This window comes from Candidatus Nanopelagicus abundans (assembly GCF_002288305.1).
GTDB classification, from domain to species: domain Bacteria; phylum Actinomycetota; class Actinomycetes; order Nanopelagicales; family Nanopelagicaceae; genus Nanopelagicus; species Nanopelagicus abundans.
Genome location: NZ_CP016779.1, coordinates 856,852 through 883,124 on the forward strand (window position 1 = coordinate 856,852; position 26,273 = coordinate 883,124).

Genomic DNA, 26,273 nt, shown 5'->3' on the forward strand with positions numbered 1-26,273 from the left:
AACCTTACCTGTTGTGATCGGTAGACTTATCCTCGTAAAGCACTAAATGCGCCTGTAGCTCAGTCGGATAGAGCGAATGCCTTCTAAGCATTAGGTCGCAGGTTCGATTCCTGCCAGGCGCGCACTACTTAAGAATCAAATCCCAAACCAAGTCGGTCTAATAACTTCAGCCACAAATTACGTTTTCCTTCATTTTTATCAGCCCTGGTAATTGACCATTGAGTAAGCCTGATAAATAAAAATCTAAATGGCTCTGGTGGAAATGGAATTGGTTTGTGTTTAACCATAGACAATCCTGTAGCTTCACTTTCAATACCATCTAATAAATCCAGCATGGTGGATGCACCAAATCTAGTTGTAGCAACACCAAGGCCGGTGTAGCCAAGTACGTAGGCAACTTTGCCATCGAAATCTGTTCCCCAAAATGGTGAAAACCTTGAGCAGGTATCAATTGCTCCACCCCACCCATGGGTAAATTTAATTCCAGCTAATTGTGGAAAGGTTTTAAAGAAATTTGTTGCAAGCCTGGCATAAGTAAGGGGCCGAGTTTCATACTCAGATCTAACCTTGCCAGCGTAGTTATAAATTGCATCATAACCACCCCATAAAATCTCATTCTCTTTAGTTAACCGGTAGTAGTGGAACTGATACCCAGCATCGGATAATCCCTCTCTACCTTTCCAACCAATACTTTCTAACTGCTCAGCAGTTAATGGCTGTGTTACTAATTGAAAGTCATAAACTGCAATTACATACTTTTTCACACTCTTAACAAGAGGCGTGTAGATATTGGTGGCCAGAGCCACCTTATTTGCTCTAATTGATCCATAGGCACTTTTAACAATTATTTGCTCACCATCTTGGATTAACTCCTCAACTTTAGAGTTTTCATAAATCTTCACACCGAGCGAGAGACAAACCTTCTCTAGTCCCCAAACTAATCTGGCCGGATCAACTAAGGCCGTGCCATCATGATCAAAGAGTGCTCCCTCATAAATTGGTGATTTAACCAGCGCTCTAATCTGCTCTTTATTTAACACCTCAACTTGATCACCAGTCTTATTTCTAGCAACTGCTTCCTCTTTTAAACCAGCCATCTGCCATGGGGCAACTGCAACCCGTAGCTCACCATTTCTTTCAAAATCACAATCGATCTTGTATTTCTTTATTGTCTCCTCAATCGCGTCAAGATTTTGCCTACCTAATTTTTCAATAGTTACCATCTCATCGGCAAAGCGGGTGTAACCATTAACAAAACCATGAGTAAGAGAGCCATTACAAAAGCCGCCATTACGGCCTGAGGCGCCATTACCAGTCTCACGTTGTTCAATTATTACAACCTCACGCTTTGGATCTCGCTCTTTAGCAAGTAGAGCTGTCCAAAGACCGGTGTATCCGGCGCCGACAATACAAAGATCAGTTTCTATTTCACTGGTTAGGGATGAATGAGAGTCAGGCTCTAATGGATCTGCATCTAACCAATAAAGCGCCGGCTGAAGATCAGATAATGAATTAAGAACAATTGGATTAATGGCTGGCATGGGCTGACTCCGGTGTGAACCGGATTCCACCCCTTTGCATAATTATCAGTGGCCCGGGTCCTCCGGAGTCCACACCCATAACGCAGATCTTTATCTAGCAATCTGTTTTTCGTCACAGTTACATCTTTATCTTACTCTAACTAAACAGTTGTATCCAAAACAACACAGAATTAAGCATAAAAAATCCCCCGCACTCTAGGAGTGTGCGGGGGATTTCTTTTTTACTTATTTACTTGATCTTTGCAATCTGTGACTTCGCCTTATCGTATAAAGCTCCAGTTATTTGGGCATAACCCTTTTCTGGAAACTTCTTTGCACATTGCTCAAGTAGGTATGTGTGCCAAGCGGCAACTATCTTTTGTTGCTCAGGATTCTTCTTTGCAGCTTCTGGATAAACCAAGCCATAAGAAGCAGTAGCTATTGGATATCCACCTGAAATTGACTTCTTGTAATCAGCTGTAAGGCTTCCATTAGCTTCAATAGTTCCGCCACCTAAAAATGCTGAGGTACCAGCAGCATCAGGAGCAATAAACTCACCGGCAGCGTTTCTAATATTTGCAACGCCTAATTTATTATCAGTTGCCCAGCTAACCTCACCATATCCAATACCGCCAACTTTGCCCTTAACACCGGCTGCAACTAAAGCTGAACCTGATGCACCTTGGAAGTTAAAGAAGGTTGAGATGTTATTTGGTGTGGAGTTAGCAAAAGTACCGCTCGCTGTCTTTGGCCATAATCTTTCATTTGCTCCAGCGTTAGCACCTTTTAGAAACTTACCGAATTGCTCAGATGTTCCTGAAGAATCAGTGCGATAGTAAACAGTAATTAGCTGATTTGGTAGATCAATATTTACTACCTTCTCAGATGTACTGGCAATGACTGGCTTACCTTTTTTATCAAGTACTGGCACAGTCTTAGTTACATTCTTGCCACCAACTTTAGTTGTTTGTTTCTTGGTCTTAAATTTAACTGTCTTAACAGTTCTTTCGTTGTCTGCAGCAATTAATTTGTCATTCCAGTTAGTAATGTAGCCAGAGAAAATCTGAGCAACTGTTGCTTCGCTTAGATAGATTGACTCTGTAACTGTTGGAAGATTGTACATAATTGCAATTGGAGCTGCATAAACTGGTGCATACTCTAAGTTAGCAGGGAAATCTGATGTGTAAACAGCATCTGATGCAGCAAAATCAACTAGATTTTTTGTGAAATCAGTACGGCCTTTTCCTGAACCACCTGCGGTGTAATTTACGGTGTGGCCAGTATCTTTTGTAAACTCTACTTTACAAACATCAATTAGTGGTTGAGCGAATGTTGCACCGCTACCATTAATCTGACCAGCAAAAGCTGGTGATGATGATAAAACTAATGCGGCTGTGGCAATTACGGTAACTGCCAATTTTCTTTGTAACTTCATTAATCCTCCTTGGAGTAATCGGTGCCTAAAAACTACTTAGGCCAGGAGAACTTGAGACTCATATCAGGTAAACATATGATGTTAGTTAAGTTAACAATTGGTAACGAAATTAGCCGAATCTTCCAGAGACATAATCCTCTGTTCGCTTCTCCTTTGGATTAGTAAATATCTCAGAAGTTGATGAGCTTTCAATTAATCGACCTGGGCCGCCATCTGATAAAAAGAAGCCTGTGTAATCAGAGACGCGTGCTGCCTGCTGCATATTGTGAGTAACAATCACAATACTGATGCTAGAGGCCAACTCTCTAATGGTTTCCTCAATTCGAAGTGTTGATCCTGGATCAAGAGCTGAGCAAGGCTCATCCATTAGTAGAACTTGTGGATTTACCGCAAGTGATCTGGCAATACATAAGCGCTGTTGCTGCCCACCTGATAACGCTCCGCCATACTCATCTAATCGATCTTTAACTTCATCCCAAAGACCTGCTCTTCTTAAGCAACTCTCAAGTAACTCATCTGCATTTTCAATTTTAATTTGAGCAAGTTTTAGCCCAGATAAAACATTCTCTTTAATCGTCATCGATGGGAATGGATTTGGTTTCTGAAACACCATTCCCACCTTTAATCTAATCTTTGTAACATCTACTCCTGGATCATAAACATCTTTGCCATCTAGAATTACCTGACCAGCAAGAGCTGCAGTTGGAATAAATTCATGCATCCGGTTAAGGATTCGAATAAATGTGGATTTACCACAACCTGATGGGCCAATTAGTGCGGTTACTGTGCCAGAGAAGAAATCCATTGAGATATCTTCAAGTACATGTTTTTTACCAAACCAGGCATGAATTCCTTTTGCAGTTAGGCCAGTTAAACCAGCAATCGGCTTACCCACCTTGGCAGTTCTGGCCGCTGCAACATCTGCTAGTGAATGAGTGGCAACTCTGCGATCTTGCGCTGAACTACTCTTTTGCCCACTCTCCGGCTTTCCTGTTAACTGACTCATATTTTCCTTTCGCTCATTGGGAGTTTCTGGTGAATTCTCATTACTCATTTTCTCCTACTTCCTTTAGCTGCTCCAAAGTATCTAGCCAGTGCAAAAAATATGAAGACAATAACCATTAATACAAAAACGCCCTGCCAAGCTCTACTAATAGCATTCTCACTTCCGATAAGTAGATTTTTCCAAACATAGTAAGGAAAAGCTGACATATTTCCTTGCGTAGGGTTTAAATTAATTGCATCAGCGCCACCAATTGTTAGAAGTAAGGGCGCAGTTTCACCGACTACTCGAGCTATTCCTAGAATTACCGCTGTAATTAACCCACTCCTTGCTGCTGGTATGACCACCATGGCAACTGTGCGCCACTGGGTAGCACCTAAAGCTAAACCAGCTTCACGAAGATCACTTGGAATAAGTTTTAATACCTCTTCAGAGGTTCTAGCCACAGTTGGAATCATTAAAACTGTTAACGCAAAGGCACCGGCTATGGCGCTATATGCATTTCCTAACTGCACCATCCAGACCGCGAAAATAAATAATCCAGCAACAATTGATGGCACACCACTCATTGCTTGTACGAAAAATCTAACTAGTCCAGCAAATCGACCTTTAACTTCAACTATATAAAGCGCGGTTAAAATACCAATTGGTGTGGAGAGCACGGTTGCAAAGGTAACGATGTAGGCAGTTCCAATCACCGCATGTATTAATCCACCCTCAGTTAGTTCAGATTCTGAGGCTGTTTGTGACATATCTTGAGTGAACATTGCACCTGGTGATAATTGTGAAGCACCTAATCTGATAATTTCATATAAAACTGAAGCTAAAGCGATAATGACAAATGATGCCGCAATATAAACCAATACTGTGGTGGAGGAATTTACCGCAGCCTTACGATCTTTTTTGATCCAGCTAACTGCTGTAGCAGTAATTATTGACATAAAAATTAATGTCAAAGCAAATCCTAATTTACCTTTTAATGGTGAAAAGCCAACAATTGCCAAGGTTGCAACAACTGTAAATAACGCCCCAAGTAAATCAGTAATTAAGTCCTTTGGAGTTAGCTTCCAAGGATGCTCTGGCTTAACCAGCAAGACACTTTGGCTCATTTTTACTCTCTCGCCGTCTTATTAATAATAGCGTTGGCTAGAAAGTTAACCGCTAAGGTAACTAAAAATAGAACAAAGCCGGCTGCCATTAATGCTTGTAATTCAACTCGATCAGCTTCCCCGAATTTATTAACGATCATAGATGCCACTGACCCACCAGCGCTTAGTAAAACTTCAATTCGAATGTCATAAACTAAGTTAAGTACTGTGTAAACAGCAACTGTTTCACCAAGGGCTCGGCCTAAACCAAGCATGGCGCCACCAATCACACCACCGCGACCATAAGGAATTACCACCGCTTTAATCATTGACCACTTTGTAGCACCGAGTGCGTAGGCTGCCTGGATTCGCTCTAACGGAGTTTGGGCAAATACTTCCCGTGCTACCGCAGTCACGATTGGTGTAATCATGATTGCTAACACTAAGCCTGCAATAAAAGGTGATCTAGTAAATACTGGTGCTGGCATATCAAAGAATGGAATAAAGCTAAAGTACTTGTGAATTAATTTAGCCCAGTACTCTGCATGCGGCATTAAAACAAAGTAACCCCATAATCCGTAAACAATTGATGGGATTGCTGCCATAACATCAACTACTACCACCATTGGTTTTTTTAGCCACTGCGGTGCGTAATATGATAAAAACAATGCGGTACCAACTGCAATTGGCACACCCATAATCATCGCTAAAATTCCAGTAACAATTGTTCCGTACAGCATTGCGCCAACTCCATAAGCTGCAGGTTGACCTTCCTCCGGTATAGCGTCCACCCAATCAAAGCCAGTTATGAATCCCAAGCCAGCTGCTCGTATTGCTTCAAAGCCGTTATAAACTAAGAAAAATCCAATTAAACCTAAAAGTGCTAGTGAAAATAAGCCACCAGATGTAACTACACCCCTAAATACTTTGTCAGTAAATCTTGGCTGGGTGGTTATTACTCTAGGTATTGGCGCACTCTTTGCCTGTGGAAGAGTGGTTGTCATAGAGGAATAATGCTGTGCTGTGAGTTTATTTATGAGGACGCAGGGTTAAAACAAGGTGAACGAAAGGTGAAATCACACGGGCAGGTGACCCAATAGGCTTAACCCATATGAGCGCTGATCTTCCAAACATAATCTGGGTCGATTGTGAGATGACCGGGCTAGATATTCAAAATGATGCCCTAGTTGAGATTGCCGTCCTGGTAACTGATGCCCAACTAAATGTATTAGGCACTGGAGTTGATCTAGTTATTAAGTGTGATCCGGAGAAATTAGCTAACATGCAACAGGTTGTAATAGATATGCATACTAACTCTGGACTTATTAAAGAGATCCCAAATGGGACAACTTTAGATAAAGCAGATGAGGCGATCATCGCCTATCTAAAAAAATACGCACCTGTCGAAGGTAAATCTCCACTGGCTGGTAACTCTGTCTATGTTGATCGAGCCTTTATCGCTAGAGATCTACCCCTATTAAATAAGTATCTGCATTATCGAACTATTGATGTCTCAACCATTAAAGAGTTAGCAAGAAGATGGCACCCTAAAACCTACTTCTCAGCCCCTGCTAAAGATGGAAATCATCGAGCACTCGGTGATATCAGAGACTCAATTGCAGAGCTTGATTACTACCGCAGCGCAATATTTCTTCCCTAACCAGGCAGTAATTAATAGGTATAAAGAAGTACTTGGTATTTGCCGTATCATTGCCTTTGCAAAACATGGTGGGCGTAGCTCAGCTGGTAGAGCACCCGGTTGTGGTCCGGGATGTCGCGGGTTCGAGCCCCGTCGCTCACCCCACTAATTTGGCAAAGAGTTAGTAATTAATTACACATAGGAGAGATAAATGAAGCCGATGATCTTTGATGTTGTAATTGAGATTCCAGCAGGCTCTCGTAATAAGTATGAAATCGATCATGAGACTGGTCAGATTAGATTAGATCGAATGCTCTTCACATCTACTCGTTATCCATATGATTACGGCTTTGTTGAAAATACATTATCACTCGATGGTGATCCACTAGATGCACTAGTGATGCTAGATGAACCAACATTTCCAGGTTGTGTGGTCTCATGTCGAGTAATTGGCATGCTGCGCATGAGTGATGAAGCAGGTGGGGATGATAAATTACTTTGTGTTGCAGCAGGTGATATCAGAAAAGATTATTTAACTAATATCTCAGATCTACCAAGCTTTGAGCTTGAAGAAATAAAACACTTCTTTCAGGTCTATAAATCACTAGAACCAAACAAAGTGGTCCACGGTGGTGATTGGGTAGATCAAAAGGCAGCAGAGGATGAAATAAACGCCTCCTATAAGCGTTATAAAAAGTAGTAATAAATAGGAAAACCTAACTGCGAATTTACCTTTAGTAAATCGCTGATAGGGTCGGGCAGTAATAAAAAGCCGGGTTGTTAGCTCAGTTGGTAGAGCAGGTGACTCTTAATCACCGGGTCGGGGGTTCGAGTCCCTCACAACCCACTTATGAGCGTAAGTGAGACTGACTTACTACTCTAAAAAGTCGCAAGACTTGGTGAGTAGGAATCAGTGAGTCCTTCCTTCAGGGAAGGTAAGAGAAAATGTTAGTTAATGAGTGGGTAGATACTGTTTGGAATGTTGTAAATGTTAGACCTAAAACACTCCACGATTACAAGCGGTTATATAAACGTCATCTAATGCCTGTGATTGGCTCCATGAGCCTAGATGAGGTTGATGTTGTAGTACTTCAAAGGAAGTTAATCTCACTGCCACCACAAACTGCAAGGCATTGTTTGATGTTGGTTAAGACCATCTATCGCGAGGCTAAGTTATACAAGGTGTGTAGTAACAACCCAGCAGATGGTTTAAGGACCGCTCCTATTCAAATATCTGAGAAGAAGTTTCTAGTCTGGGAGGATGTTGATGCTAGGGATTGGGGTAGATATAACCACCAGGTTAGATTCCTAGCCTTACACGGACTCAGGTGGTCTGAGGCTGCAGCAATTACCCAAGCAGATATCAGGGATGATTTTGTATTTGTATCTAGAACTGTAAATGGTCCGTGTAAATCAAAGACTAGTGTTAGAAAAGTCCCCTATCTTGGCTGGTTTAAGCCACTTCCTATGACATATAAGCCAATGCAAAAGTGCGCCAACAAGCACGGGGTAACTGTTCATAGTTTTAGGAGAACCTATGCCTATCTACTTAAGACCCAAGGTATCCACGTTACTACAGCTCAGAAATTGCTAGGTCACTCTGACCCAATGATGACCTTACGTGTATATACATCTGTGTTGGATAGTGAAATTAATGATACTGGTGAAAAACTTAAGAATTACTTACTCCTAAATGTTTAAACAGTTGGCAATTGACTATTGCCAAATCTAATTTGCGCCACTTGGCTTTTTGGTAAAGAATTTACCTAGGGACTGAGTTAGAGAGGTAGTTATTTTCACGGCAGTTTTAGTTAGACAAAAAATTTATACAGGTAAAGGTAGCTCTTATTATTTGAGTCCAATACCAGCTAAAAGGCATCTAATTGCAAATAGGGAGTACAAGGCAGCTAGGGTCTTGGACGCTCTATGCCTGCATATGGGAAGAGGTGAAAATTGGGTTCGAGTAAGTTACGACGGATTAGAACTCAATACAGGAATGTCTCGTAAATCTGTAGCAAGTGGTCTAAAAACTCTTGAAGCACTATGCATAATAGGAATTAAAAGAAGTAAGCAAACAAAAACACGAGCGAATACAAATGAATATTTCATTCAAGACTATGCCTATAACATCAAAGTTATGAAGCAAATTTCCAATGGTTATTTCCCGATAGTTGGAATGTGTAAGGCATGCTTTAAAAATGTTTATGCCTACGAAATTGGAAGGGCTGAGTCTTGTGATTATCACCGAAATTGTGGCGGTGAGGTCCATGTGCCCGGGGGCTTGCGAGACCGAGTGCTAAGCCTTAAGAAATCCAAAGGTAGGTTATCCCTAATTGAGAATAAGACTTTTGCAGTTGATATTTCCTCTGGATAGTCCGAAGGTTGAAAAGAATTTATACTTACAGTGTCTCTAGGAAACTACAGCGGCGCGGCTGGCGCCTTGCCGCCCTTGAAAAACGCGTTACTAGGCTTTTAGTTTTCGACTAGGAACACTGATGCAACAAGCCTGAAGTTCAAACGAAAGGCTTGTTGGCAGGATTAGGGGCAGCACTAGGGAAGTTTTCTAAATGCTCACATTCGCACTCATTCAGGCAAAAGTTTAATATCCCTGGGTCAAACTATATTTGACCTGCCTTTACGCATAAAAGACCCACTGATTCTCAGCCAGTCAGCACTTTTAAGTTGGTGCATAACTATCAGAACAAGGGCTAGTAGATGACTAGGTGCTTACTAGGAGTTCTAGTACTACATTTCAACTATGAAATGGTTTTGGATTCAACTAGGTAAGTATTTTGATAAGCGAAATGGGATAGTTCGCGACCTTTCTCCAAAACAAAATCTCCACTGGACTAAAGCCAATAAGCCGCTTAGTGAGATGAGCAAAGAAGAGCAGCGTGAATTTATCACCAAGATGGCTAATGGATTTTTTGGAAAGCCCCCAAAAGAGTAAATTTTCACTCCGATTTGGAGATAAATTTTAGGTTAATTATTCACAGGATTAATTGATTGTACAGTTCAGTAACAACCAATTAAACGTATGGCCACCGGCTATGAAGTAATTCCTAGTCCATCTAGCCCATCTTCTTTAAGAGCAGGGTGAGCTCCATCTAACTCATCACACCCTCTATTTTCTTGACCAAGGCAATTTATCGTCGCCCCGGGCTTTACTTGCAGCTCCAAGTCTCGTACTCATTAATTTTAAAGCTTCATTCCTAATCTCTTCACCTGGGATTAATGCTAAATAATTTCCGTCAAACACATCTCCAAGTGTTTCAATATAGGTGCGCCCCAGAAGAACAGCGTTGCCAGCATCTTCTAGAATCTTCTTTCGTTTTGATTTACCAAGAAATCCTGGATTATTTTCTATTTTATCAAAATCCAGATAGATTGATTTTGTCTCGTAATTAAATCGCTCAAATCTTTCAATGTAATTCCAGTGCCATTCTCTTAAACAAAGTACAGTATTCATATTGTCATCTAATTTTGATGGTACATCTTTTCCTTCAGACCTGATTTTTTTGATTTTATCCCTGAGCTTTTCCCCACTAACTTGATTCTGATTGAAAGCTTCTTGAATAATTTTTAATTGAGATTCAATTTGAAAAATCACTGTTACTAACTCTGTAATTATTGGTTCAGTGTCAACAGCGCTTTTCTTCATCTCTTCACCCTACTCAATTCCTCTACCTTTGCCCAGATGGTTGGTAGGTCTATCTCTGAGGCATCTACTGTTTCAGTATGACCACCTTGTGGTATTTGTTCAGACAGTAAATACTGTTGCAAACCCAAGTCATATCGCAGCCAAGTTAAAACTGCTTGTTCAATTTCATAGGCTTCTTCTGCTGTATCTAAATCAAGTTGACGATAAGTTTTCCATCCTTGTTTTTTATGCTTTTCTAATCTATCCATTGATGAATCAATTCCACCTATTCCAATCTTGTGGCTATTCAGTGAATTGTGAGTAATCAAATACAAGTAAGCTGGAGCTAGCAAATTAATACCACCAATTGAGCAGTACTTGCAGCCACTTCCACTTCTCAGAGAGCCATACGTGGGCGACACTTTTTTACCACAGACTAAGTGAATAGATTTAACAGGCGTTCTTACATTTGTAAATGGTTCCAATAGTTTAAAGCCACGAGATTTATACATTTTATTTGCTTGAGCTGCAGTTATGGGCTTAGTTCCAGCACAAAAGCTACAGCCAACATTTCCTCTTCTTAAATATGCAGCCCTCACCTCCACCTTTGTTCCACATACGGTGTGTATACAGAGCCAAGATTTTGAGCCACCAGGAAAATTAGTAAGAGGCTTATATTTATTTTTCTTTAAGAGTTCATAGGCTTCATCTTTACCAACCATATTTTTTCCGCAGAAATCACACGGTCCTTGCCCACCATTTAGAGCACCATAACTTGGGGCGACCTCTCTTCCACAAGGTAGATGGATGCAACGCCAATTGACTTTATTGCCTGGGTAAGGAACTAGGGGTTTTAATTTATTTTCTTTGAGTAATTGCTTCACTTTTTTCATATCAACTTTTTTTCCTGAGCAGTACTCGCACACGCCGTGTCCTTGTTGCACATTTGCCCAACGAGGTGAAACAGTTCTGCCGCATTCAATATGAACTGATTTCCAAGGTTTATGAGGACCTTTGAATTTTTCCTTTGGTTCAAGTCCTTTGCTTCTGAAAAATGTAAATGCTTTTGCTTGTGTTATTGGGACATTTCCAGAACAAACTAGGCAGCCCACTCTTCCAGATTTGATATGTGTGTATCTCGGTTTAACTTCACTGCCACAAATTATGTGTATAGATTTCCAAGGCTTTGCTGTCCCTGGGTAAGGAACTAATGGTTGCAAGTTTTTAGATAGGTAAAATTGGTAAGCCTCATCTGGGTCAACAAATTGGTCACTACAGTGATGACATCCCATACTTTCACCACGAGCAACAATCGCATACTTAGGACTGACTTCATTGCCACAAGCGATATGAATACTTCGCCAGGGTTTTTTGTTATCGCCAGGATATGGTTCTACTGGCTTCAATCCCTTACTTAGAAATAGCTTCACCGCATCGGGTGGATAGACCGCTTTGCCAGCACAATACTTGCAAGGACCTTGGCCCCTTTTAATTGAGTTCAAAGTAGGATAAACAATTCGCCCACATTTTAAGTGCTTAGATTTCCAGGGTTTAATATTCCCACTATATGTTTCTAGTGGTTTTAGTCCAGCACGATTCATTATCGCAATTGCCTTTTTAGAATCTGTCTTTACTGGCATAAGCCTATTCTGCCCCTAAGCACCGACCTTTGTAACAGAAAATTTTGGGCAGACTATATACATATAGAGCAAGCGCAGATTAAACAACCCTGGGTCAAATACTTTGCGCTTGAGTTCTCTCCCAAATCTTTATGACAGGCCTAACTATCTCTGGCTCATTACTCTCCTCTACCAAAGAAAGGTAGCTAACCTGAGAGATGTCTTTAAATTCCCAAGATGAATCAAACTCATTCCAGGAGCTAATCTCTGCTGAGTCAGCCGCTAGAACAGCCTCATCCTCATTACTTCCCCACACAACAAGTTCAAAATCAAGATTAAATCTTTTGGTAACTCTGTACTTTCTCTGCGGTGAACTCATACCTGAATTCTGCTACCCACCACTGACAGCTCTTAAGGACTACCCTTGGTCTATGCCAAGAGTATTTCTAACCCCCTTTGTAATTGCTGGGCTGCTGTTATTGCCAAGCTGCTCAAGTGGAGAAATGGAAAGCAATGCTTGCGATGGGGTTTCATTGACATTTAGCGAACTCGCTGCTGAGGCTAAAGCTGCAATTGGTTATGAAGAGCAAAGATTTGCTAGTTTGAAAGCAATATATTACGGATTAGAAAATGAGGAATGCTTTTCCTCAGAGATAATTGCTTCCTTAAAGGCTAAGTTAGTTACTTGGCAATAAATCACTTGTAATAACTTGCTGGTTTTTACACCATCCCTACAGAAACCTTTTAAAGGGGTAAATAGTGCCGAGTTGGGAGAGGTTTAGAGCTTGCAGGTCATATTGGGTAGGTCTGAAATCTAATCGCCCCAACTCTCACTTTAGGAGATATTTCTAGTTAGGGTGTATTAATAGGAGTGAAAGGAAATTAAATAAGGTGGGGTTACTTATCGTCCCAACCATAGTAAGACTGACAAAGGCCTTGAATAGTTCCCAGTGCATCAATCCATTCTCTTTCAAATCCAGCCCTTACTGACTGTTCGCGGCTTGCATCTAATGCATCGCTAGCTTTAGCAACTGGTAAATACACTGGGTCAGCTAAAGCTGCTAGAGAAAATTCAGTTTGGAAAACTCCAACATTTACAGAATCTTTTCCTCCCCAGTCTGATGCAAATGCTTTACAACCTAAATCAATATGCCGCTTTGCATCTATGCGATTAAGAAAGGAATACATCTGCGGGAGGACAAGGCTCAGTGAAAGAGTTGAAACACCTAGTACTAGGGCTAAAACTCTTAGGTTCTTCATAAAGTAAGTTTATCTCTTGTCCGTTCCCTGGCCGTTTAGCAACCTATTTATTTCAGTAAATGTATGTAATACTTGTTAGCGAAGGATGGTTGGTAGAGCACGGTGACTTAACAACCAGGCGTAAGCCGGGTTGGAAGTGTGGTTGGTTGTCTCGCAGCTTTAGCGAGAAACAACTAACCCACTCTTAATCACCGGGTCGGGGGTTCGAGTCCCTCACAACCCACGTGCAGGTTTTAAAGAACTTAACTTATGGCCCACCACAATGGTGGTTAATTTATTATCTTTAATTAACCTAATTAAAGCCGCTGGATCATCTGCGCTGGTGTTTAAGGTAAGGGATGATTTTGGTACTTTTAATTTACCACCTCGAGTGATTTTAATAATTTTTCCACTAGCACGCCCACCTCGATGATTCCAAGTAACTATGGAGCCGGCTCTAAACATAACTATTATAAAGTCTTTGCCGTTGGGGTGCGCTCATTTGAACCAATCTTTCCAAAGTAGAGCATGGTGAACATTGCAAGCCCTGTGATACATAGCGCCACAGTTATTGAACTAAGTTGAACAATCCAAGCTAAAACAGTTTTAGCAAAGAAGATCATGCTGGTATTAACAAAGCTAAGTTGAGCAACTGCTATTGCATTTCTACCATTTGAAAGACGGCCTGCAATTGAGAAGAAAATTGGCGACATAGCTGAGGAGCCAAGACCGGCGAGTAGAAAACCAAAGAAGGCAAGGGTGTAACCGAGTGATCTATTACTATCAACTAAGAGTAATGATGAGATTATCATCAAGATAAATCCTGCTCCACCGATACTACCGCTGGTCTTTATCCAAAACCGCTCACTTTGAAAGTTAAGAGCCCAACCAATTGAAAACCTGCCTACTGCTAAACCAAATATATAAATTAGGTAACACAAGGTAGCAACTGATGCGCCCATGCCCAGTTCTTCTTTACCAAACAAGGTAGCCCAATCAGCAATAGCGAACTCCATAATTGATGCACAAAAGAAGCCGATAGCAATAAACCAATCAATCTTAAATTTAAGTTGTTTTATTGAGGTTAATTGATAGGCATCATCACTATCTGTAGATACTGGAAAGGTGGGAGTTAGCTTTGTTATAACAAATTGGGTAAGGGTAAAGACTGCAATCATTAGAACTGTTATGTGCCAAGCAACGGTGATATGAGTTGAGATGGCAAAGGCAATAGCTGCCGTACTCATTGCACCAAACCCCCAAGCGCCATGTAGTTTAGGAATTATTATCCGGCCTACTTCATCTTGCCTGTGAAGTGTGTGGCCAGTGGATGAAATGTGATAAAGAGATATACCAGCACCTGCTGCGATATTTACAAATAAAAACACAATTGGTGACTGTGTATGCACAAGAGTAATAAAGGAGAGCGCCACAATAGTTGAGCCAATTCGTAGCCCTTTTTTTGTACCAATTCTGTGAACAATCTGACCGCCAATTAATAACATAATAATTGATCCAATTGAGGCGCTACTAAGTAGGGTACCAAAGGTGCCATTGTTAATATTTAAGTTAGCTTTTAAATCTGGCGTTCTAGGAGCCAGTGACATAATTGATACACCAAATAAAAAGAAAATAGCGCTTAGATAGAGATACTCTTTAGTTGAGTATTTACTCTTATCAAAATTAATCAAAACAACACACTTGCTAATTCACTACGGGCTTTAACCAGCCTTGGATCAGTTGGATCTACTAGATTAAAGAGCGCAATTAGATGCGCCTTAGCTTTATCTGCCTCATCACCTTTTTTTAATTTAATCACTACGAGTAACCTATCAAATGCACCGCTTAAGTCCCCGGAGGCAACTTGAATATCAGCGCACATTAACTGAGAATTTAGATCATCATCTTTTGCATTTTTAAGAGTTAATACTGGATCAAGGCCATCAATGCGCAGCATTAAATTAACTTGGGCTAAGCCAACTATTGCTACCGCCTCATTTGGTTTTCTTTTAAGCCAGGCTTCATAGGAATTCTTTGCTACTTTGTAATCTCCTTTTTCCATTGCAGCATAGGCTGCCTCCTCCTCTGCCTCCATTGGAATTTCAGTTGGTCCATTTGGCGCGCTACCAACACCTTTTTGGGCAGCAAGTTCTAGTAATTTATTTATTACTAACCGCACTTGATCGGCCGATGGTACTGATTCAAAAAGCGGCAACAGCTGCTCTGCAATAATTGCAATTGCAACTGGTACTGATTTTATTTGAAGCGCTTGGGCAACTTGTGGCTGGGAATCAACATCTACTGTGCCAAGGATCCAAGTATCTTTATCTGCCGCCATTAACTTGCCTAATGTTTCTAAAATTTCCTTTGATTGCGTACTCCTTGTAGACCAAGCAAGTAATACCACTACCTTTTCTTTAGATTTACTAACGAAGCCTGAAACTAGATTCTCTTGCGTAACTGGGATGCCAACAGTTGGCAATTGATCTGCGGTTGGTTTTTTTAAAGAAGAAAGATCAAAGGCGTTGCCGAAGTTAGCACCCCCTGGCATTGGTTTGTTAAAACTCATCTAGAGATCACTACTCCTGAATCCATTCGGTAGGGCAATACTTTTTCAATATAGTCAGCAGTAGCAAAATCTAGCCCAACATCTCTACCTAGTTTCTCCCCCAGATACCAACGATTCTCAAGAACTTCATGAAATAGCTGAGCAGGGGCAACTCTGCCCTTTAAATTATCCGGCACCTGATTAACCACTCGCTTAAATACATCACTTAGCCACTGCTTAACTACAACTGAGTTAGGGATAGAAGGTGCAAACTCACGTGCTTTATATCGATCATATGAGGCAAGTAATCGCTTTGCTTGTAGCTCCTCAGTTTGTAGTCCCATTAACTCTTCAAGTCGGTTAGCGTGATAACGAGCAGCTACTAATTTTGGTTGAAATTTAATAAATCCTTTATCCCCTGTTGTACTTACCTCAACCTCTTCAACTGCAAAACCTAAATCCTGCAAAGCACGCATTGCTCGCTCAACCGCTTGTCGATCTTGCGCGTCTAGTATTTGTGGCTCTTTAAGTATCTTCCACAATCTTTTATATCTTTTAATAACACCATCGGAGGCTCTAATTGGATTTATATCCTCTGATAAAACCCCAGCTGTCGCTAAATCTTCTAGCTCTGCTGCCACATTGAAGTGAGCAAGCTCTAAATCATGCTCACGCTGACCATCACTTAAAGATTTTTGAAACTCACCAGTTTCAGCGTCCACTAGATAGGCAGCGTAATCATTAGCATCTCTTCTAAATAATGTATTAGATAGTGAACAATCTCCCCACCAAAATCCCAGTAGGTGAAGTCTTACTAAAAGTAATGCAAGAGCGTTTGCCATATTTAAAATCTCAGTTGGTTCTACCTCACCACTTAGTATCACTCGGTATGGCAGTGAATACGGTAGGTACTTTGTAACTAAGGCAGATGGTAATTCATTGCCTTGCCCATCAACTCTGCCCTCAATTACTGCAACTGGTTCAACACATGGCGCTGTTCTTTGATTTAAATCTCTAAGCAATGTGTACTCACGATTTGCAAACTCAGGCACTGTCTCTTTAACTGCATAGATCTCACTATTACTTTTATTTGGATTAGATCTAATTAACCTAACAACGTGGCGAGAGATACCGCGCATGCCGGTGAGCACCTCATCCTCTGGCCAGTTCTCAAGGCTTTGATCCCAAGGCAGGTTAGCTAAGGTGGCTATTTCCTCACCTAAACCCTTAATTCTTAGTCCACTCACCCCAGTATTCTCCCTTATTTAACTACTTAGCCACTAATCAAGTCATATAAGAGAGTTAAAAAAAGGTTAAAATTCTTCTTATGGCCAGATTTAGTAAACCAAAAATTGATGTGAAATTTCCAGCACTTCGCAGGGGAAAGAAAAAAGTGGCAACTGATGTTGATTACGGCAAGGCCGGTAATCCAGTAAGTACTAGTAATCCTTTCTACTTCGGCTTTATGGTCACAGCTGGAGCATTAATAGCCTTTACCTTGCTGCAAGCACTTGCATCAGCGAGCGCCGTATTTATTTTAATTATCATCTCACTGTTTCTAGCAGCTGGTTTAAACCCAGCAGTTCTCTTTTTCCAAAACCGTGGCTTAAAACGAGGAGCCTCTGTTGGCGCAGTAATGGGCCTAGTACTTTTATTTGTAGCAGCTTTTATTTCAATCGCTGCCTCGCCGTTAATTGATCAAGGTAATCAATTAGTTAATAACGCTCCACAATTAGTTAAAGATTTAAACAACAACGCCTTTATTAATGATCTAAACAATAGGTATGGCGTGATTGACTCTTTGCAAACCAGGGTTGATTCAGTAATTAAAGATGGACAGTTTGCAATCACAGCCTTTGGTGGCGTAATTGGTGTTGGTAAAGCAGTTGTCTCAGGCTTGGTCTCTACCTTTACTATTTTAGTTCTAACCCTTTATTTTCTAGCAGCTCTTCCGCAGGTTGTGCAGATTAGCTTAAGGTTTGTGCCCGCTACGCGCCGTGATCGAGTATCAAAGTTAAGTAATGCAATTATTGCAAGAGTTGGCTCCTTCGTTGGTGGGCAAGGAATAATTGCAATCCTGGCAGCTTTATTTATTTTAATTATGGGATTAATAATTGGTATGCCATACACCGCACCCCTTGCAATGGTGGTGCTAGTTTGTGGTTTTATCCCACTAGTTGGCCACTTTATTGGAATGAGCATTGTTACTTTAGTTTCATTAACAAAATCTCCAACAACTGCTTTAGTAGCACTGGGTAGTTATATTATTTATGTTCAGATTGAAAATTATGTGATTACGCCAAAGATAATGCGAAAGTCCCTGGCTATTCCAGGACTTGTAACAATTATCGCTGCCCTTCTTGGCACATCTCTACTTGGCTTAATTGGCGGCTTACTTGCAGTACCAATTGCAGCCGCTGTCCTTCTTATAATCGATGAGGTAGTTTTTCCAAGAGCTGATCAGTCTTAAACCTCGGTCGGTAGCGGCAATCTGCTTGGCGCAATAATCTTTACAATCTCACTTAATACTAAGGCCACCATTGGCTCACCCACCCAAAGATGTTTAGCATCTTTAACATCAATCTGCTTAAGATTTGAAATACTGGCAAATTTTTTCTTGGCAGCATCCGGTGTTAAATACTCATCTAGTTCGGGGATTAAAGCGGTAATTGGCCGGCCATCTTTTACCCAAAAATCTAAGTCCACCTGCGTTGTTGATAACATCGGAGGGCTTAAAAGAATTAACTCTTTGATTCTTTTATCCCTGCCATATTGAAGAGCAAGCTCTGTGCCAAAAGACCAACCAATTAGATATAGATCCTTTACATTTAACTCATCAAAGCAGTAATTAATTGCAGCTAATACATCAAGTTCTTCACTCTTACCTGAGTCATACTCACCATCACTTGTTCCTGCCTCACTTGTTGAACCCCTTGTGTTAAATCTAATTATTTGAATACCTGCCATAGCAGGTAATCTGTTTGCTGCCTTTTTATATATGTGTGAATCCATCATGCCCCCACCTGAAGGATTTGGGTGAAGCATTAGAAGTGAGCCGGTTATCTCACCAATTGGGGTGGCAACCTCACCAATTAGATCAAGCCCATCGCTAGTTCTTATGGTTATTAGGCTGCGATTAGCTGGCAGCACCGTTGAAGGGCGGATTAACTCTGGCATGAAAAGAGTTTACTCTTACCCTATGAGCGCAGATGCCACCTTTGAAAAGTTTGATCCAGCAACTGGTGCGGTGATCACAACGTACAAGAACTTTTCACAAGCTGAAGTTTTTGCAGCCGTTGGTGCTGCTGGGCTTGCTGCAATTAGATGGAATGAGTTTGGCTTTACTGCACGCAAGCGAGTTTTGCTTAAGTGGGCCTCGTATATAACAAATAATCAAAAGGAGATTGCTAATTTAGTAGCAACTGAGTGTGGTAAACCAATTGGGGATGCATCCCTTGAAGTTTCTATTTCAATTGATAACTTAGCCTGGGCAGCAAAGCATGCACAGCAAATAATGAGCAAGCAAGTTAGACCATCAGGATTACTAATGTTTAATATGAAGGCGCAGGTGCAAAGATCACCCCTTGGTGTTGTGGGAGTAATTGGTCCGTGGAATTATCCAATCTTTACCCCAATGGGCTCTATTGCATACGCACTAGCTGCAGCCAATGCAGTTGTATTTAAACCATCTGAGTTCACACCCGGTGTTGGCAAGTGGCTAGCTGATTCATTTGCACAAATCGCACCCTTTGAAAATATCTTAACTACCATAACTGGATTACCAGATACAGGTAGGGCGCTTACTCAATCTAAAGTTAATAAAGTCTCCTTTACCGGTTCAACTAGAACTGCTAAAAAAGTTGCAGCCTCCTGTGCTGAGCAAATGATTCCGGTAGTACTTGAGTGTGGTGGAAAAGATCCAGTAATTGTTGCCCATGATGCTGATATAAAACTTGCTGCTGAATACGCCCTCTGGTCTGCGATGGCAAATGCTGGCCAATCTTGTATCGGGGCTGAGCGAGTTTATGTTGTTGAATCAGTTGCTGATGAATTTATCGAAACTATTGTTGATATGGCAAAAAAGATTAAGCCTGGACAAAGTTATGGCCCTGCCACAATGCCATCACAACTTAATGTAATTCAATCTCATCTAGATGATGCTAAAGCAAAAGGTGCTAAGTTTTTATTAGGTGGGTCAGACTCAATTAAGGGCGCCTTTGTTGAGCCAGTGATTATGGTTGATGTGCCTGAGGATTCATTAGCAATGACTGATGAAACCTTTGGACCAACTCTTGCAATAAATAAGGTTATGAATACCGATGAAGCGATCAAGTTATCTAATGCAAGTAGTTATGGCTTAGCAGCGGCAGTATTTTCAAAGCGGGAGGGTGAGAAGATTGCGTCAAAGCTTGCCTGCGGAATGGTTTCAATTAACTCAGTATTTTTATTTGCAGCAATTGCTGCTGTGCCATTTGGCGGGGTTAAAGACTCTGGCTACGGACGTATCCATGGGGCTGAAGGCTTACTTGAATACACCTACGCAAGATCTGTTGTTAAGACTCGATTTAAGATTCCACTTAGATTTACTACCTTTAAGCGAACTAAATTATCTGAAAAAATACTTACTTTGTTGATTAAAAAACTGTACGGCAGAAGAAAGTAAATTATAAAACTTTAATAAGCCGTTCAAATGCCTGATTAATAATTTCTTCACTTGTACCAAAGTTAAACCTTACAAAGTTTGAATGCTTAGGTCCGTATAAAACTCCAGCGTTAAGGGCTAACTTACTTCGTTCTAAAATCTGAGCAGCCGGATCACTACCTAGCCCTAAAGAGCTAACATCAAACCATGCTAGGTAACCAAAATCAGGGATACGATATTTAATAGTAGGTATTTTGGTATCAATTAATTTTTTAACTAAATTTCTATTCTCATCAAGAGTAATTAACACGCCATCTAACCACTCCTCAGAATCACTATATGCTGAAGTAGAGGCAACTGCTCCAAATAAAGACGCCCGCCAGGTTACTGCTGGTGGCATAGTATTTATCTTCTCTTTTAATTTAATTGATTCAGTAATGATTAACGCACACTTTAATCCAGCAAAATTAAAAGACTTACTTGCGCTAGTAATTATTATTCCAACCTCTTTTGCATTATCACTTACTGATAAGAAAGGGAAAAACTCTTTTTTGTTAAAGGTTAATGGGCCATGAATCTCATCACTTAAGACAATGACGCCATACTTTTTAGCAAGTATTGCTACTGTTTCTAACTCTGATCGAGTATGGATAATTCCAACTGGATTATGTGGGTGACATAAAATATGTAGTTTTACACCTTTTGCATACTCACGCTCGATCGCCTCTAAATCTAATTTATAATTTAGCCCATCCTCAGCCAGTGGTACATCAACTAGCTCTGCGTGAACCTCTGCGATCCATTTCCAGATATTTTCATATACAGGTGAGTTAAGCATTACCTTATCGCCAGCTTTAATAAGAGTGCGCATTACTTCAACAATTCCAACACCGACATCTGTTGCCATTCTCATCTGAGTTATATCAGGTTGCCAGCTCCATCGGCTTTTAGAAAATTTAGCGAATGCTTCAAATAACTCAGGAAATGCACCTAAGTAACCAGTGTCTGATCTATCGAGCATGTCTTGCAGGCCAGCTTTAACAGCAGGTGCCATTGGAAAATCCATTTCAGCAACTGGTAGAGGTAGGACATCACTTGGATATTGCCGCCACTTAGAGCTTTTTCGCTTTCGTAATTCTTCAAGTACTAAAGCGCGTACTGCTTTTGTCATGGTCGTTAGTATGCCACTAAAACAAACGCATTTATATACATTTAGTAAGTATCTCGGCCAGTAAAAGTGATTATTTCTACCACTTTCTTCGCATGCCCAGTAATCCTGATCATAATTACTCTGAAATAATGAACAAAATTTTATGTTAAAGTCTTCATATTAACTATTTATATAAGACTTAATCTAAATAGAGAAGTAGGAAAAATGAGAATTGCACGGTTAGGTGAGTTAAATAAAGAAAAGCCTGCCGTAATTATCTCAGATACCGAGGCAGTCTTTGTTGATGACCTGATCCCTGATTTTAACCGTGCTGAGTTAGAAAATGGCGCTATTGCTAAATTACAAAAAGCAGATTTAAGTAGCAGAAGCAAGGTAGTAATTACTGATTACCGAATTGGTTCACCAGTTGCTAGGCCGACAAAAGTTATTTGCGTTGGATTAAATTATGCAAAGCATGCCTTTGAATCATTTATGGAGCCATCGCCTGAGCCAATAGTCTTTATGAAAGCTCCAGACAGTGTTGTTGGACCAAATGATGACATTGTTATTCCACCAAATTCCTTAAAAACAGATTATGAAGCAGAACTTTGTGTAGTAATTGGAAAAAATGCCCTCTACCTTAAATCTGAAGAGCAGGCAGCTGAGCACATACTTGGTTACACAATCTCTCAAGATGTGTCAGAGCGCCACTGGCAAGTTGAACGAAGTGGTCAATGGATGAAGGGAAAATCATTTCCAACATTTAATCCAATGGGCCCATGGATAGTAACTGCAGAGGAACTTGCAGAGAAAAAACTATCGCCAAGTAATCTATCTTTAAGTTGCACAGTTGATGGAGAGTTAAGACAAAACTCGAGTACTAGTGATTTAATCTTTGGGATTAATCATTGCATTTGGTATATCTCACAATTCATGGAGCTAAAGGCCGGTGATGTGATTAATACTGGAACACCGGGGGGTGTTGGTATGGGACTTAAACCAGAGAAATTCTTAAAAGGTGGCGAAAGTATTATTACTACAATCGAAGGAATCGGTACGATTAAAAATAAGGTTGTTAACTTTAAGTAATCTAATATCTAGGGGCATTTCTAGTTCGTTCAACTTTCGGCTTTCTCATATTTCGCTTACTCCAACAGATGTTATGCCAATGCCTACGCAGTTCAGCATCATGTTCAAGCCAGGCAACTGTGTGTGGGGTCGCCATTGGAATCATCTGATCACATCCGGGGCAGCGATATGGTTTATTTGAAGTTGAACCACTAATTTTTCTAACAACAAATATTCCATCATCATGCTCTTCTATCACTTCACTAGATGTTGTGATATCACGCTCATCGATAGGAATTAAAGGTTTACCCTTACCCTTTGGCTTACTTTTACGCGGACTCACAGGTTTATTCTCCCAAGTGATTTAAGTATTTATTACCAATTACGGCAAGATGTCGCCATGAACACAGCTGCTGCGATCGAAGTCCGTGGTTTAACCAAGAAATATGGCAGCAAGGTAGCAGTTGCTGGAATTGATTTAACTGTTGAGCGTGGTGAAATATTTGCACTCCTTGGTCCAAATGGTGCTGGCAAAACTACTACCGTTGAAATTCTAGAGGGATACCGAGTGGCCAATTCTGGCCAGGTTAGAGTCTTAGGTTTTGATCCAGCAACAAAAGGCGCGGCTGCTCAAAAATGGCGGAATCAAATTGGAATAGTTTTGCAATCAACTAATGATGCAGCAGATTTAAGTGTTATTGAAACTATTTCGCACTTTGCTAATTACTATGAAAACCCAAGAGATGTTAAACAGGTAATTGAAGAGGTTGGCTTGGAAGAAAAAGTTGGCGCAAAGGTGCGAGAGTTATCTGGTGGGCAAAGGCGCAGGTTAGATGTTGCACTGGGCATAATTGGCTCCCCTGAACTATTGTTTTTAGATGAACCAACAACTGGTTTTGATCCAGAGGCTCGTAGATCCTTTTGGGAATTAATTAGAACTTTAAAATCTGAAGGAACCACAATTCTTTTAACAACACATTACTTAGATGAAGCTCAAGCTTTAGCTGATCGAGTTGGTGTTATTAATGAAGGAGTGATTATTGAGATTGCAACCCCAGATACTTTAGGTGGACGTAATATGGCACCAGCTAAGGTAACTTGGCTAGAAAATGGCGCCACACAAGAATTATTAACTAAGAATCCAACAGAGGAAGTTTTAAAATTAAGTCAGCGATTTAATAATCAGATACCTGAGCTTCAAGTACTGCGCCCGAATCTGGAAGAGATATACCTTCGAATGATTGGTGAATTAAAATGAATACCTTAAAAGAAACTTTACGTATTGGCGTGCTTCGAAGTTTGCTTGAAGTGAAGCAATTTATGCGCCAGCGTGAATCTGTGGTCTTCACCTTATTTTTTCCAGTAATCCTGCTATTCATTTTTGGTACTGTTTTTAAAGACACTATCGCCCCAGGAGTTACCTTCAGCCAATACTTTGTGGCAGGAATGATCGCATCTGGTTTAGTTAATACTGGTTTTCAACAACTTGCGATCACAATTCCAATGGAGCGAGATGATGGAACATTAAAACGCTTGCGCGGAACGCCAATGTCGGTTTCTTCATACTTTATTGGTAAGGCACTTCTGGTAACGATTTTAATGATTGTCCAAACCATATTGTTACTATTTTTTGGCTCAGTAGTTTTTGATCTTAACCTACCAACTGATCCAATGCTTTGGTGGAATTTTACTTGGCTAGTAATCCTAGGAAGTGCTTGCTCTACCGTTCTTGGGATTGCATTTTCAGTTGTGCCAAAAAGTGGTCGCGGAGCATCTGCTGTGGTCTCACCGATAGTAATTATTCTTCAGTTTTTTAGTGGCGTATTTTTTGTTTTCACGTCCCTTCCAGTTTGGATGCAACAGTTTGCTGCCCTGTTTCCACTTAAGTGGTTAACACAGGGAATGCGTTCCGTATTTTTACCAGAAGATTTTGCTACGCAAGAGGTAGCCGGTGATTGGGAACTTGGTAAGACTGCTTTAATACTTATCATTTGGTTGGTTTTAGGCTTACTTGTCTCAATTAAAACATTTAAATGGAGTAGGCAATGAAAATAAAAATATTAGTATCTGTTTTACTAGCTACTACATTATTTACCACCAGCTCCTCTGCAGTAACGCCTACGCCAAAACCAACTGCAAAGGTAAGTAAGAAAGCAACTCCAAAACCAGCTGTATCAGCTAAGCCAGCAAGTTCTAAACCAAGTGTAAGTTCAAAAACGACTGCAACTAAAAAACCTACTAAGAAGCCTGTAAAGAAAAAGAAGAAGGTTAAGAAGACTGCTACGCCAATCCCATCACCTTCACCTATTTGGCCACCAGTTGGATTTACTTCTAAGGGTGGAATCTATGCAAAAATTCCAACTGGTAAAGAATTATTGGGTTTACTTTCAGCAAAGGTTAAATTAGCTGATGATGTAAAAAAATGTGAGAAAAATGCTTGTGGGGCTGTTGTTGTAGCTGCAGATATTCAATGCCGTTGGTGGGAAATTAGGTCCACCGTATCAATGATTGATCCTGCAGATCCTGCTAAGAAATTACTGCTTGGAAGCCTTCGAACTACCTATAACTCACTAAGTCCTAAAACTTATGCAAACATATTATTAATAAGTGATGAGCCTTTATATTTACCAGCAGCTATAGATCCTGCGACAAATCAAGAGTTAGCACCAGTTGTCAGAACTGGCATTTCAATTGGAGGAATTTCTGCAACCTGCCATAAGGCAACTACTAATGAAACAATTCCAACTAGTATTTATACTCCTTTTAAATAAAGATCGGGGATAAATTGCTCGGGGGTATTAATAACGGTTTGTATTTAATATCTTTATCGGGCTTCTTAGTTGTAGCCGTATTAGCACTAATTCTTAGGTGGGCTTTTTCTCACAACAACTCTTTGATTGAAAAAGATAAAGTAATTGGATCAGAGGATCAGTATGGGTTACTGAAAGTTGCCCATAGCCCTAAAAATCATATTGAAGGTGAAATGATGCGACAGAAATTAATTGCTGTTGGTATTAAAGCAACACTTTCACAAACTAAGGATGGTCCTAGAATTTTAGTATTTGAAAAAGACTTAAAGATTGCAAAAGCAACTATAAATAGTTAGCGATTTGCGCCAGGAACCCAAAGCTGATCACCGATTTCTTTATTTGCAGTTCGGGCTAAAACAAATAAAAGATCAGATAAACGATTTAAGTATTTTGCTGTAACTGGATTTACCCCACCGCCAAATGAATGAATAGCATGCCAAGTATTTCGCTCAGCACGCCTAACCACAGTTCTTGCAACATGTAGTAACGCTGATGCGGGGGTTCCAGATGGAAGTACAAAAGTACGAAGTGGTTGTAAAGACTCATTGTATTTATCAATTTGCTTCTCAAGATAATCAATTTGTGATTCTAAAACTCTTAATGGCTCTATAGTTGGATTATCAACTATTGGTGTACAAAGATCTGCGCCAACATCAAATAAATCGTTTTGAATTCTGACTAGAAGTTTTGTAATTTCATCATCTTTAATACCACCGAGTGCTAATACAACTCCGATTGCAGAGTTAGCTTCATCGACGGTGGCATATGCCTCAAGGCGTGGATCATTTTTTGAGGTTCTACTCATATCCCCTAGTGAGGTAGTTCCATCATCACCGGTTTTTGTGTAGATACGGGTTAAATTAACCATGAAC

30 protein-coding genes and 3 tRNA genes are annotated in these 26,273 nt (G+C 40.5%); 16 read left to right on the forward strand and 17 right to left on the reverse strand.

The window, feature by feature from the left end; translation table 11 throughout:
- The first annotated feature begins 48 nt into the window (after window positions 1–48).
- A tRNA-Arg gene (locus B1sIIB91_RS04435) sits at window positions 49–122 on the forward strand.
- Between the two features lie 6 nt (window positions 123–128).
- Here B1sIIB91_RS04435 and B1sIIB91_RS04440 read toward each other — a convergent pair.
- The 5 genes from B1sIIB91_RS04440 to pstC all read right to left on the reverse strand — a co-directional run bounded on the left by B1sIIB91_RS04440 (window position 129) and on the right by pstC (window position 6,050).
- Complete coding sequence (locus B1sIIB91_RS04440) at window positions 129–1,541, reverse strand: NAD(P)/FAD-dependent oxidoreductase (RefSeq protein WP_095688401.1); 1,413 nt, start codon at window positions 1,539–1,541, stop codon at window positions 129–131.
- A gap of 229 nt (window positions 1,542–1,770) precedes the next feature.
- Entirely contained in the window at window positions 1,771–2,955 is a 1,185-nt protein-coding gene (locus B1sIIB91_RS04445; protein ID WP_095688402.1) for a substrate-binding domain-containing protein, read from the reverse strand.
- A gap of 109 nt (window positions 2,956–3,064) precedes the next feature.
- Window positions 3,065–4,009, reverse strand: coding sequence for a phosphate ABC transporter ATP-binding protein PstB (pstB, locus tag B1sIIB91_RS04450; RefSeq protein WP_223298582.1), 945 nt, complete (start codon window positions 4,007–4,009; stop codon window positions 3,065–3,067).
- Window positions 4,006–5,067, reverse strand: coding sequence for a phosphate ABC transporter permease PstA (gene pstA / locus B1sIIB91_RS04455; RefSeq protein WP_095688403.1), 1,062 nt, complete (start codon window positions 5,065–5,067; stop codon window positions 4,006–4,008). Before pstA ends, pstB begins: the two co-directional genes overlap by 4 nt.
- 2 nt (window positions 5,068–5,069) lie before the next feature.
- Window positions 5,070–6,050, reverse strand: coding sequence for a phosphate ABC transporter permease subunit PstC (pstC, locus tag B1sIIB91_RS04460; protein ID WP_095688404.1), 981 nt, complete (start codon window positions 6,048–6,050; stop codon window positions 5,070–5,072).
- A gap of 107 nt (window positions 6,051–6,157) precedes the next feature.
- Between pstC and orn the strand changes: the two genes are divergently transcribed.
- The 7 genes from orn (at window position 6,158) to B1sIIB91_RS04495 (ending at window position 9,635) form a co-directional block, all read left to right on the forward strand.
- Window positions 6,158–6,706, forward strand: coding sequence for an oligoribonuclease (gene orn / locus B1sIIB91_RS04465; RefSeq protein WP_095688405.1), 549 nt, complete (start codon window positions 6,158–6,160; stop codon window positions 6,704–6,706).
- A gap of 68 nt (window positions 6,707–6,774) precedes the next feature.
- Window positions 6,775–6,850 (forward strand) — tRNA-His (locus B1sIIB91_RS04470).
- 55 nt (window positions 6,851–6,905) lie between these two features.
- Window positions 6,906–7,385: an inorganic diphosphatase gene (locus B1sIIB91_RS04475; protein ID WP_095688686.1), complete on the forward strand. Its 480-nt coding sequence runs from the start codon at window positions 6,906–6,908 to the stop codon at window positions 7,383–7,385.
- Between the two features lie 74 nt (window positions 7,386–7,459).
- Window positions 7,460–7,532: transfer RNA gene (locus B1sIIB91_RS04480), tRNA-Lys, on the forward strand.
- Window positions 7,533–7,630: 98 nt separating this feature from the next.
- The gene (locus B1sIIB91_RS04485) at window positions 7,631–8,386 is read left to right on the forward strand and encodes a tyrosine-type recombinase/integrase (protein ID WP_095688406.1); all 756 of its coding nucleotides are present in this window, start codon (window positions 7,631–7,633) and stop codon (window positions 8,384–8,386) included.
- A 214-nt stretch (window positions 8,387–8,600) separates the two neighbouring features.
- Window positions 8,601–9,059 (forward strand): hypothetical protein, encoded by a 459-nt coding sequence (locus tag B1sIIB91_RS04490; protein WP_150123735.1) that lies wholly within the window; start codon window positions 8,601–8,603, stop codon window positions 9,057–9,059.
- A gap of 384 nt (window positions 9,060–9,443) precedes the next feature.
- Window positions 9,444–9,635 (forward strand): hypothetical protein, encoded by a 192-nt coding sequence (locus tag B1sIIB91_RS04495; RefSeq protein ID WP_095688408.1) that lies wholly within the window; start codon window positions 9,444–9,446, stop codon window positions 9,633–9,635.
- 174 nt (window positions 9,636–9,809) lie between these two features.
- On the opposite strand, the gene B1sIIB91_RS04500 is transcribed toward B1sIIB91_RS04495, so the two are convergent.
- The 3 genes from B1sIIB91_RS04500 to B1sIIB91_RS04510 all read right to left on the reverse strand — a co-directional run bounded on the left by B1sIIB91_RS04500 (window position 9,810) and on the right by B1sIIB91_RS04510 (window position 12,323).
- The gene (locus tag B1sIIB91_RS04500) at window positions 9,810–10,346 is read right to left on the reverse strand and encodes a hypothetical protein (protein WP_095688409.1); all 537 of its coding nucleotides are present in this window, start codon (window positions 10,344–10,346) and stop codon (window positions 9,810–9,812) included.
- On the reverse strand, window positions 10,343–11,731 hold the full coding sequence (locus B1sIIB91_RS04505) for a hypothetical protein (RefSeq protein ID WP_150123736.1): 1,389 nt from the start codon (window positions 11,729–11,731) through the stop codon (window positions 10,343–10,345). Before B1sIIB91_RS04505 ends, B1sIIB91_RS04500 begins: the two co-directional genes overlap by 4 nt.
- 328 nt (window positions 11,732–12,059) lie before the next feature.
- The gene (locus tag B1sIIB91_RS04510; RefSeq protein WP_095688411.1) at window positions 12,060–12,323 is read right to left on the reverse strand and encodes a hypothetical protein; all 264 of its coding nucleotides are present in this window, start codon (window positions 12,321–12,323) and stop codon (window positions 12,060–12,062) included.
- A 52-nt stretch (window positions 12,324–12,375) separates the two neighbouring features.
- Here B1sIIB91_RS04510 and B1sIIB91_RS04515 point away from each other — a divergent pair, with 52 nt between their 5' ends.
- Window positions 12,376–12,639 carry a hypothetical protein gene (locus B1sIIB91_RS04515; protein ID WP_095688412.1) on the forward strand — a complete coding sequence of 88 codons (264 nt, stop codon included), beginning with the start codon at window positions 12,376–12,378 and terminating at the stop codon, window positions 12,637–12,639.
- A gap of 202 nt (window positions 12,640–12,841) precedes the next feature.
- Here the strand turns inward: B1sIIB91_RS04515 and B1sIIB91_RS04520 are convergent, their stop codons facing one another.
- From B1sIIB91_RS04520 to B1sIIB91_RS04540, 5 genes are all read right to left on the reverse strand, one after another.
- Window positions 12,842–13,204 carry a hypothetical protein gene (locus B1sIIB91_RS04520; RefSeq protein WP_095688413.1) on the reverse strand — a complete coding sequence of 121 codons (363 nt, stop codon included), beginning with the start codon at window positions 13,202–13,204 and terminating at the stop codon, window positions 12,842–12,844.
- Between the two features lie 213 nt (window positions 13,205–13,417).
- Window positions 13,418–13,648, reverse strand: coding sequence for an HVA1 family protein (locus tag B1sIIB91_RS04525; RefSeq protein ID WP_095688414.1), 231 nt, complete (start codon window positions 13,646–13,648; stop codon window positions 13,418–13,420).
- Between the two features lie 5 nt (window positions 13,649–13,653).
- On the reverse strand, window positions 13,654–14,874 hold the full coding sequence (locus B1sIIB91_RS04530) for an MFS transporter (protein WP_095688415.1): 1,221 nt from the start codon (window positions 14,872–14,874) through the stop codon (window positions 13,654–13,656).
- Window positions 14,871–15,752, reverse strand: coding sequence for a co-chaperone YbbN (locus B1sIIB91_RS04535; RefSeq protein ID WP_095688416.1), 882 nt, complete (start codon window positions 15,750–15,752; stop codon window positions 14,871–14,873). Before B1sIIB91_RS04535 ends, B1sIIB91_RS04530 begins: the two co-directional genes overlap by 4 nt.
- On the reverse strand, window positions 15,749–16,978 hold the full coding sequence (locus B1sIIB91_RS04540) for a DUF4032 domain-containing protein (protein ID WP_095688417.1): 1,230 nt from the start codon (window positions 16,976–16,978) through the stop codon (window positions 15,749–15,751). The genes B1sIIB91_RS04535 and B1sIIB91_RS04540 overlap by 4 nt, the downstream gene beginning before the upstream one ends.
- An 80-nt stretch (window positions 16,979–17,058) precedes the next feature.
- Between B1sIIB91_RS04540 and B1sIIB91_RS04545 the strand changes: the two genes are divergently transcribed.
- Complete coding sequence (locus tag B1sIIB91_RS04545) at window positions 17,059–18,201, forward strand: AI-2E family transporter (protein WP_095688418.1); 1,143 nt, start codon at window positions 17,059–17,061, stop codon at window positions 18,199–18,201.
- Here B1sIIB91_RS04545 and B1sIIB91_RS04550 read toward each other — a convergent pair.
- Window positions 18,198–18,908, reverse strand: a complete 711-nt coding sequence (locus B1sIIB91_RS04550) for an alpha/beta hydrolase (protein WP_095688419.1) — start codon at window positions 18,906–18,908, stop codon at window positions 18,198–18,200. The genes B1sIIB91_RS04545 and B1sIIB91_RS04550 overlap by 4 nt on opposite strands.
- A gap of 22 nt (window positions 18,909–18,930) precedes the next feature.
- Between B1sIIB91_RS04550 and B1sIIB91_RS04555 the strand changes: the two genes are divergently transcribed.
- Window positions 18,931–20,394 carry an aldehyde dehydrogenase family protein gene (locus B1sIIB91_RS04555; protein WP_095688687.1) on the forward strand — a complete coding sequence of 488 codons (1,464 nt, stop codon included), beginning with the start codon at window positions 18,931–18,933 and terminating at the stop codon, window positions 20,392–20,394.
- Between the two features lies 1 nt (window position 20,395).
- Here the strand turns inward: B1sIIB91_RS04555 and B1sIIB91_RS04560 are convergent, their stop codons facing one another.
- The gene (locus B1sIIB91_RS04560) at window positions 20,396–21,544 is read right to left on the reverse strand and encodes a MalY/PatB family protein (RefSeq protein ID WP_095688420.1); all 1,149 of its coding nucleotides are present in this window, start codon (window positions 21,542–21,544) and stop codon (window positions 20,396–20,398) included.
- A 204-nt stretch (window positions 21,545–21,748) separates the two neighbouring features.
- Here B1sIIB91_RS04560 and B1sIIB91_RS04565 point away from each other — a divergent pair, with 204 nt between their 5' ends.
- A complete protein-coding gene (locus tag B1sIIB91_RS04565; RefSeq protein WP_095688421.1) occupies window positions 21,749–22,612 on the forward strand; it encodes a fumarylacetoacetate hydrolase family protein in 864 nt (287 codons plus the stop codon).
- A gap of 1 nt (window position 22,613) precedes the next feature.
- Here the strand turns inward: B1sIIB91_RS04565 and B1sIIB91_RS04570 are convergent, their stop codons facing one another.
- Window positions 22,614–22,934: a hypothetical protein gene (locus B1sIIB91_RS04570; RefSeq protein ID WP_095688422.1), complete on the reverse strand. Its 321-nt coding sequence runs from the start codon at window positions 22,932–22,934 to the stop codon at window positions 22,614–22,616.
- Between the two features lie 57 nt (window positions 22,935–22,991).
- Here B1sIIB91_RS04570 and B1sIIB91_RS04575 point away from each other — a divergent pair, with 57 nt between their 5' ends.
- From B1sIIB91_RS04575 to B1sIIB91_RS04590, 4 genes are all read left to right on the forward strand, one after another.
- On the forward strand, window positions 22,992–23,849 hold the full coding sequence (locus B1sIIB91_RS04575) for an ABC transporter ATP-binding protein (RefSeq protein WP_095688423.1): 858 nt from the start codon (window positions 22,992–22,994) through the stop codon (window positions 23,847–23,849).
- On the forward strand, window positions 23,846–24,640 hold the full coding sequence (locus B1sIIB91_RS04580) for an ABC transporter permease (RefSeq protein WP_095688424.1): 795 nt from the start codon (window positions 23,846–23,848) through the stop codon (window positions 24,638–24,640). The genes B1sIIB91_RS04575 and B1sIIB91_RS04580 overlap by 4 nt, the downstream gene beginning before the upstream one ends.
- Window positions 24,637–25,362 carry a hypothetical protein gene (locus tag B1sIIB91_RS04585; protein WP_095688425.1) on the forward strand — a complete coding sequence of 242 codons (726 nt, stop codon included), beginning with the start codon at window positions 24,637–24,639 and terminating at the stop codon, window positions 25,360–25,362. The genes B1sIIB91_RS04580 and B1sIIB91_RS04585 overlap by 4 nt, the downstream gene beginning before the upstream one ends.
- A gap of 122 nt (window positions 25,363–25,484) precedes the next feature.
- Entirely contained in the window at window positions 25,485–25,697 is a 213-nt protein-coding gene (locus B1sIIB91_RS04590) for a hypothetical protein (RefSeq protein WP_223298583.1), read from the forward strand.
- Here B1sIIB91_RS04590 and B1sIIB91_RS04595 read toward each other — a convergent pair.
- Complete coding sequence (locus B1sIIB91_RS04595) at window positions 25,694–26,269, reverse strand: cob(I)yrinic acid a,c-diamide adenosyltransferase (RefSeq protein WP_095688427.1); 576 nt, start codon at window positions 26,267–26,269, stop codon at window positions 25,694–25,696. The two genes, B1sIIB91_RS04590 and B1sIIB91_RS04595, sit on opposite strands and share 4 nt — an antisense overlap.
- Window positions 26,270–26,273: the final 4 nt, after the last annotated feature.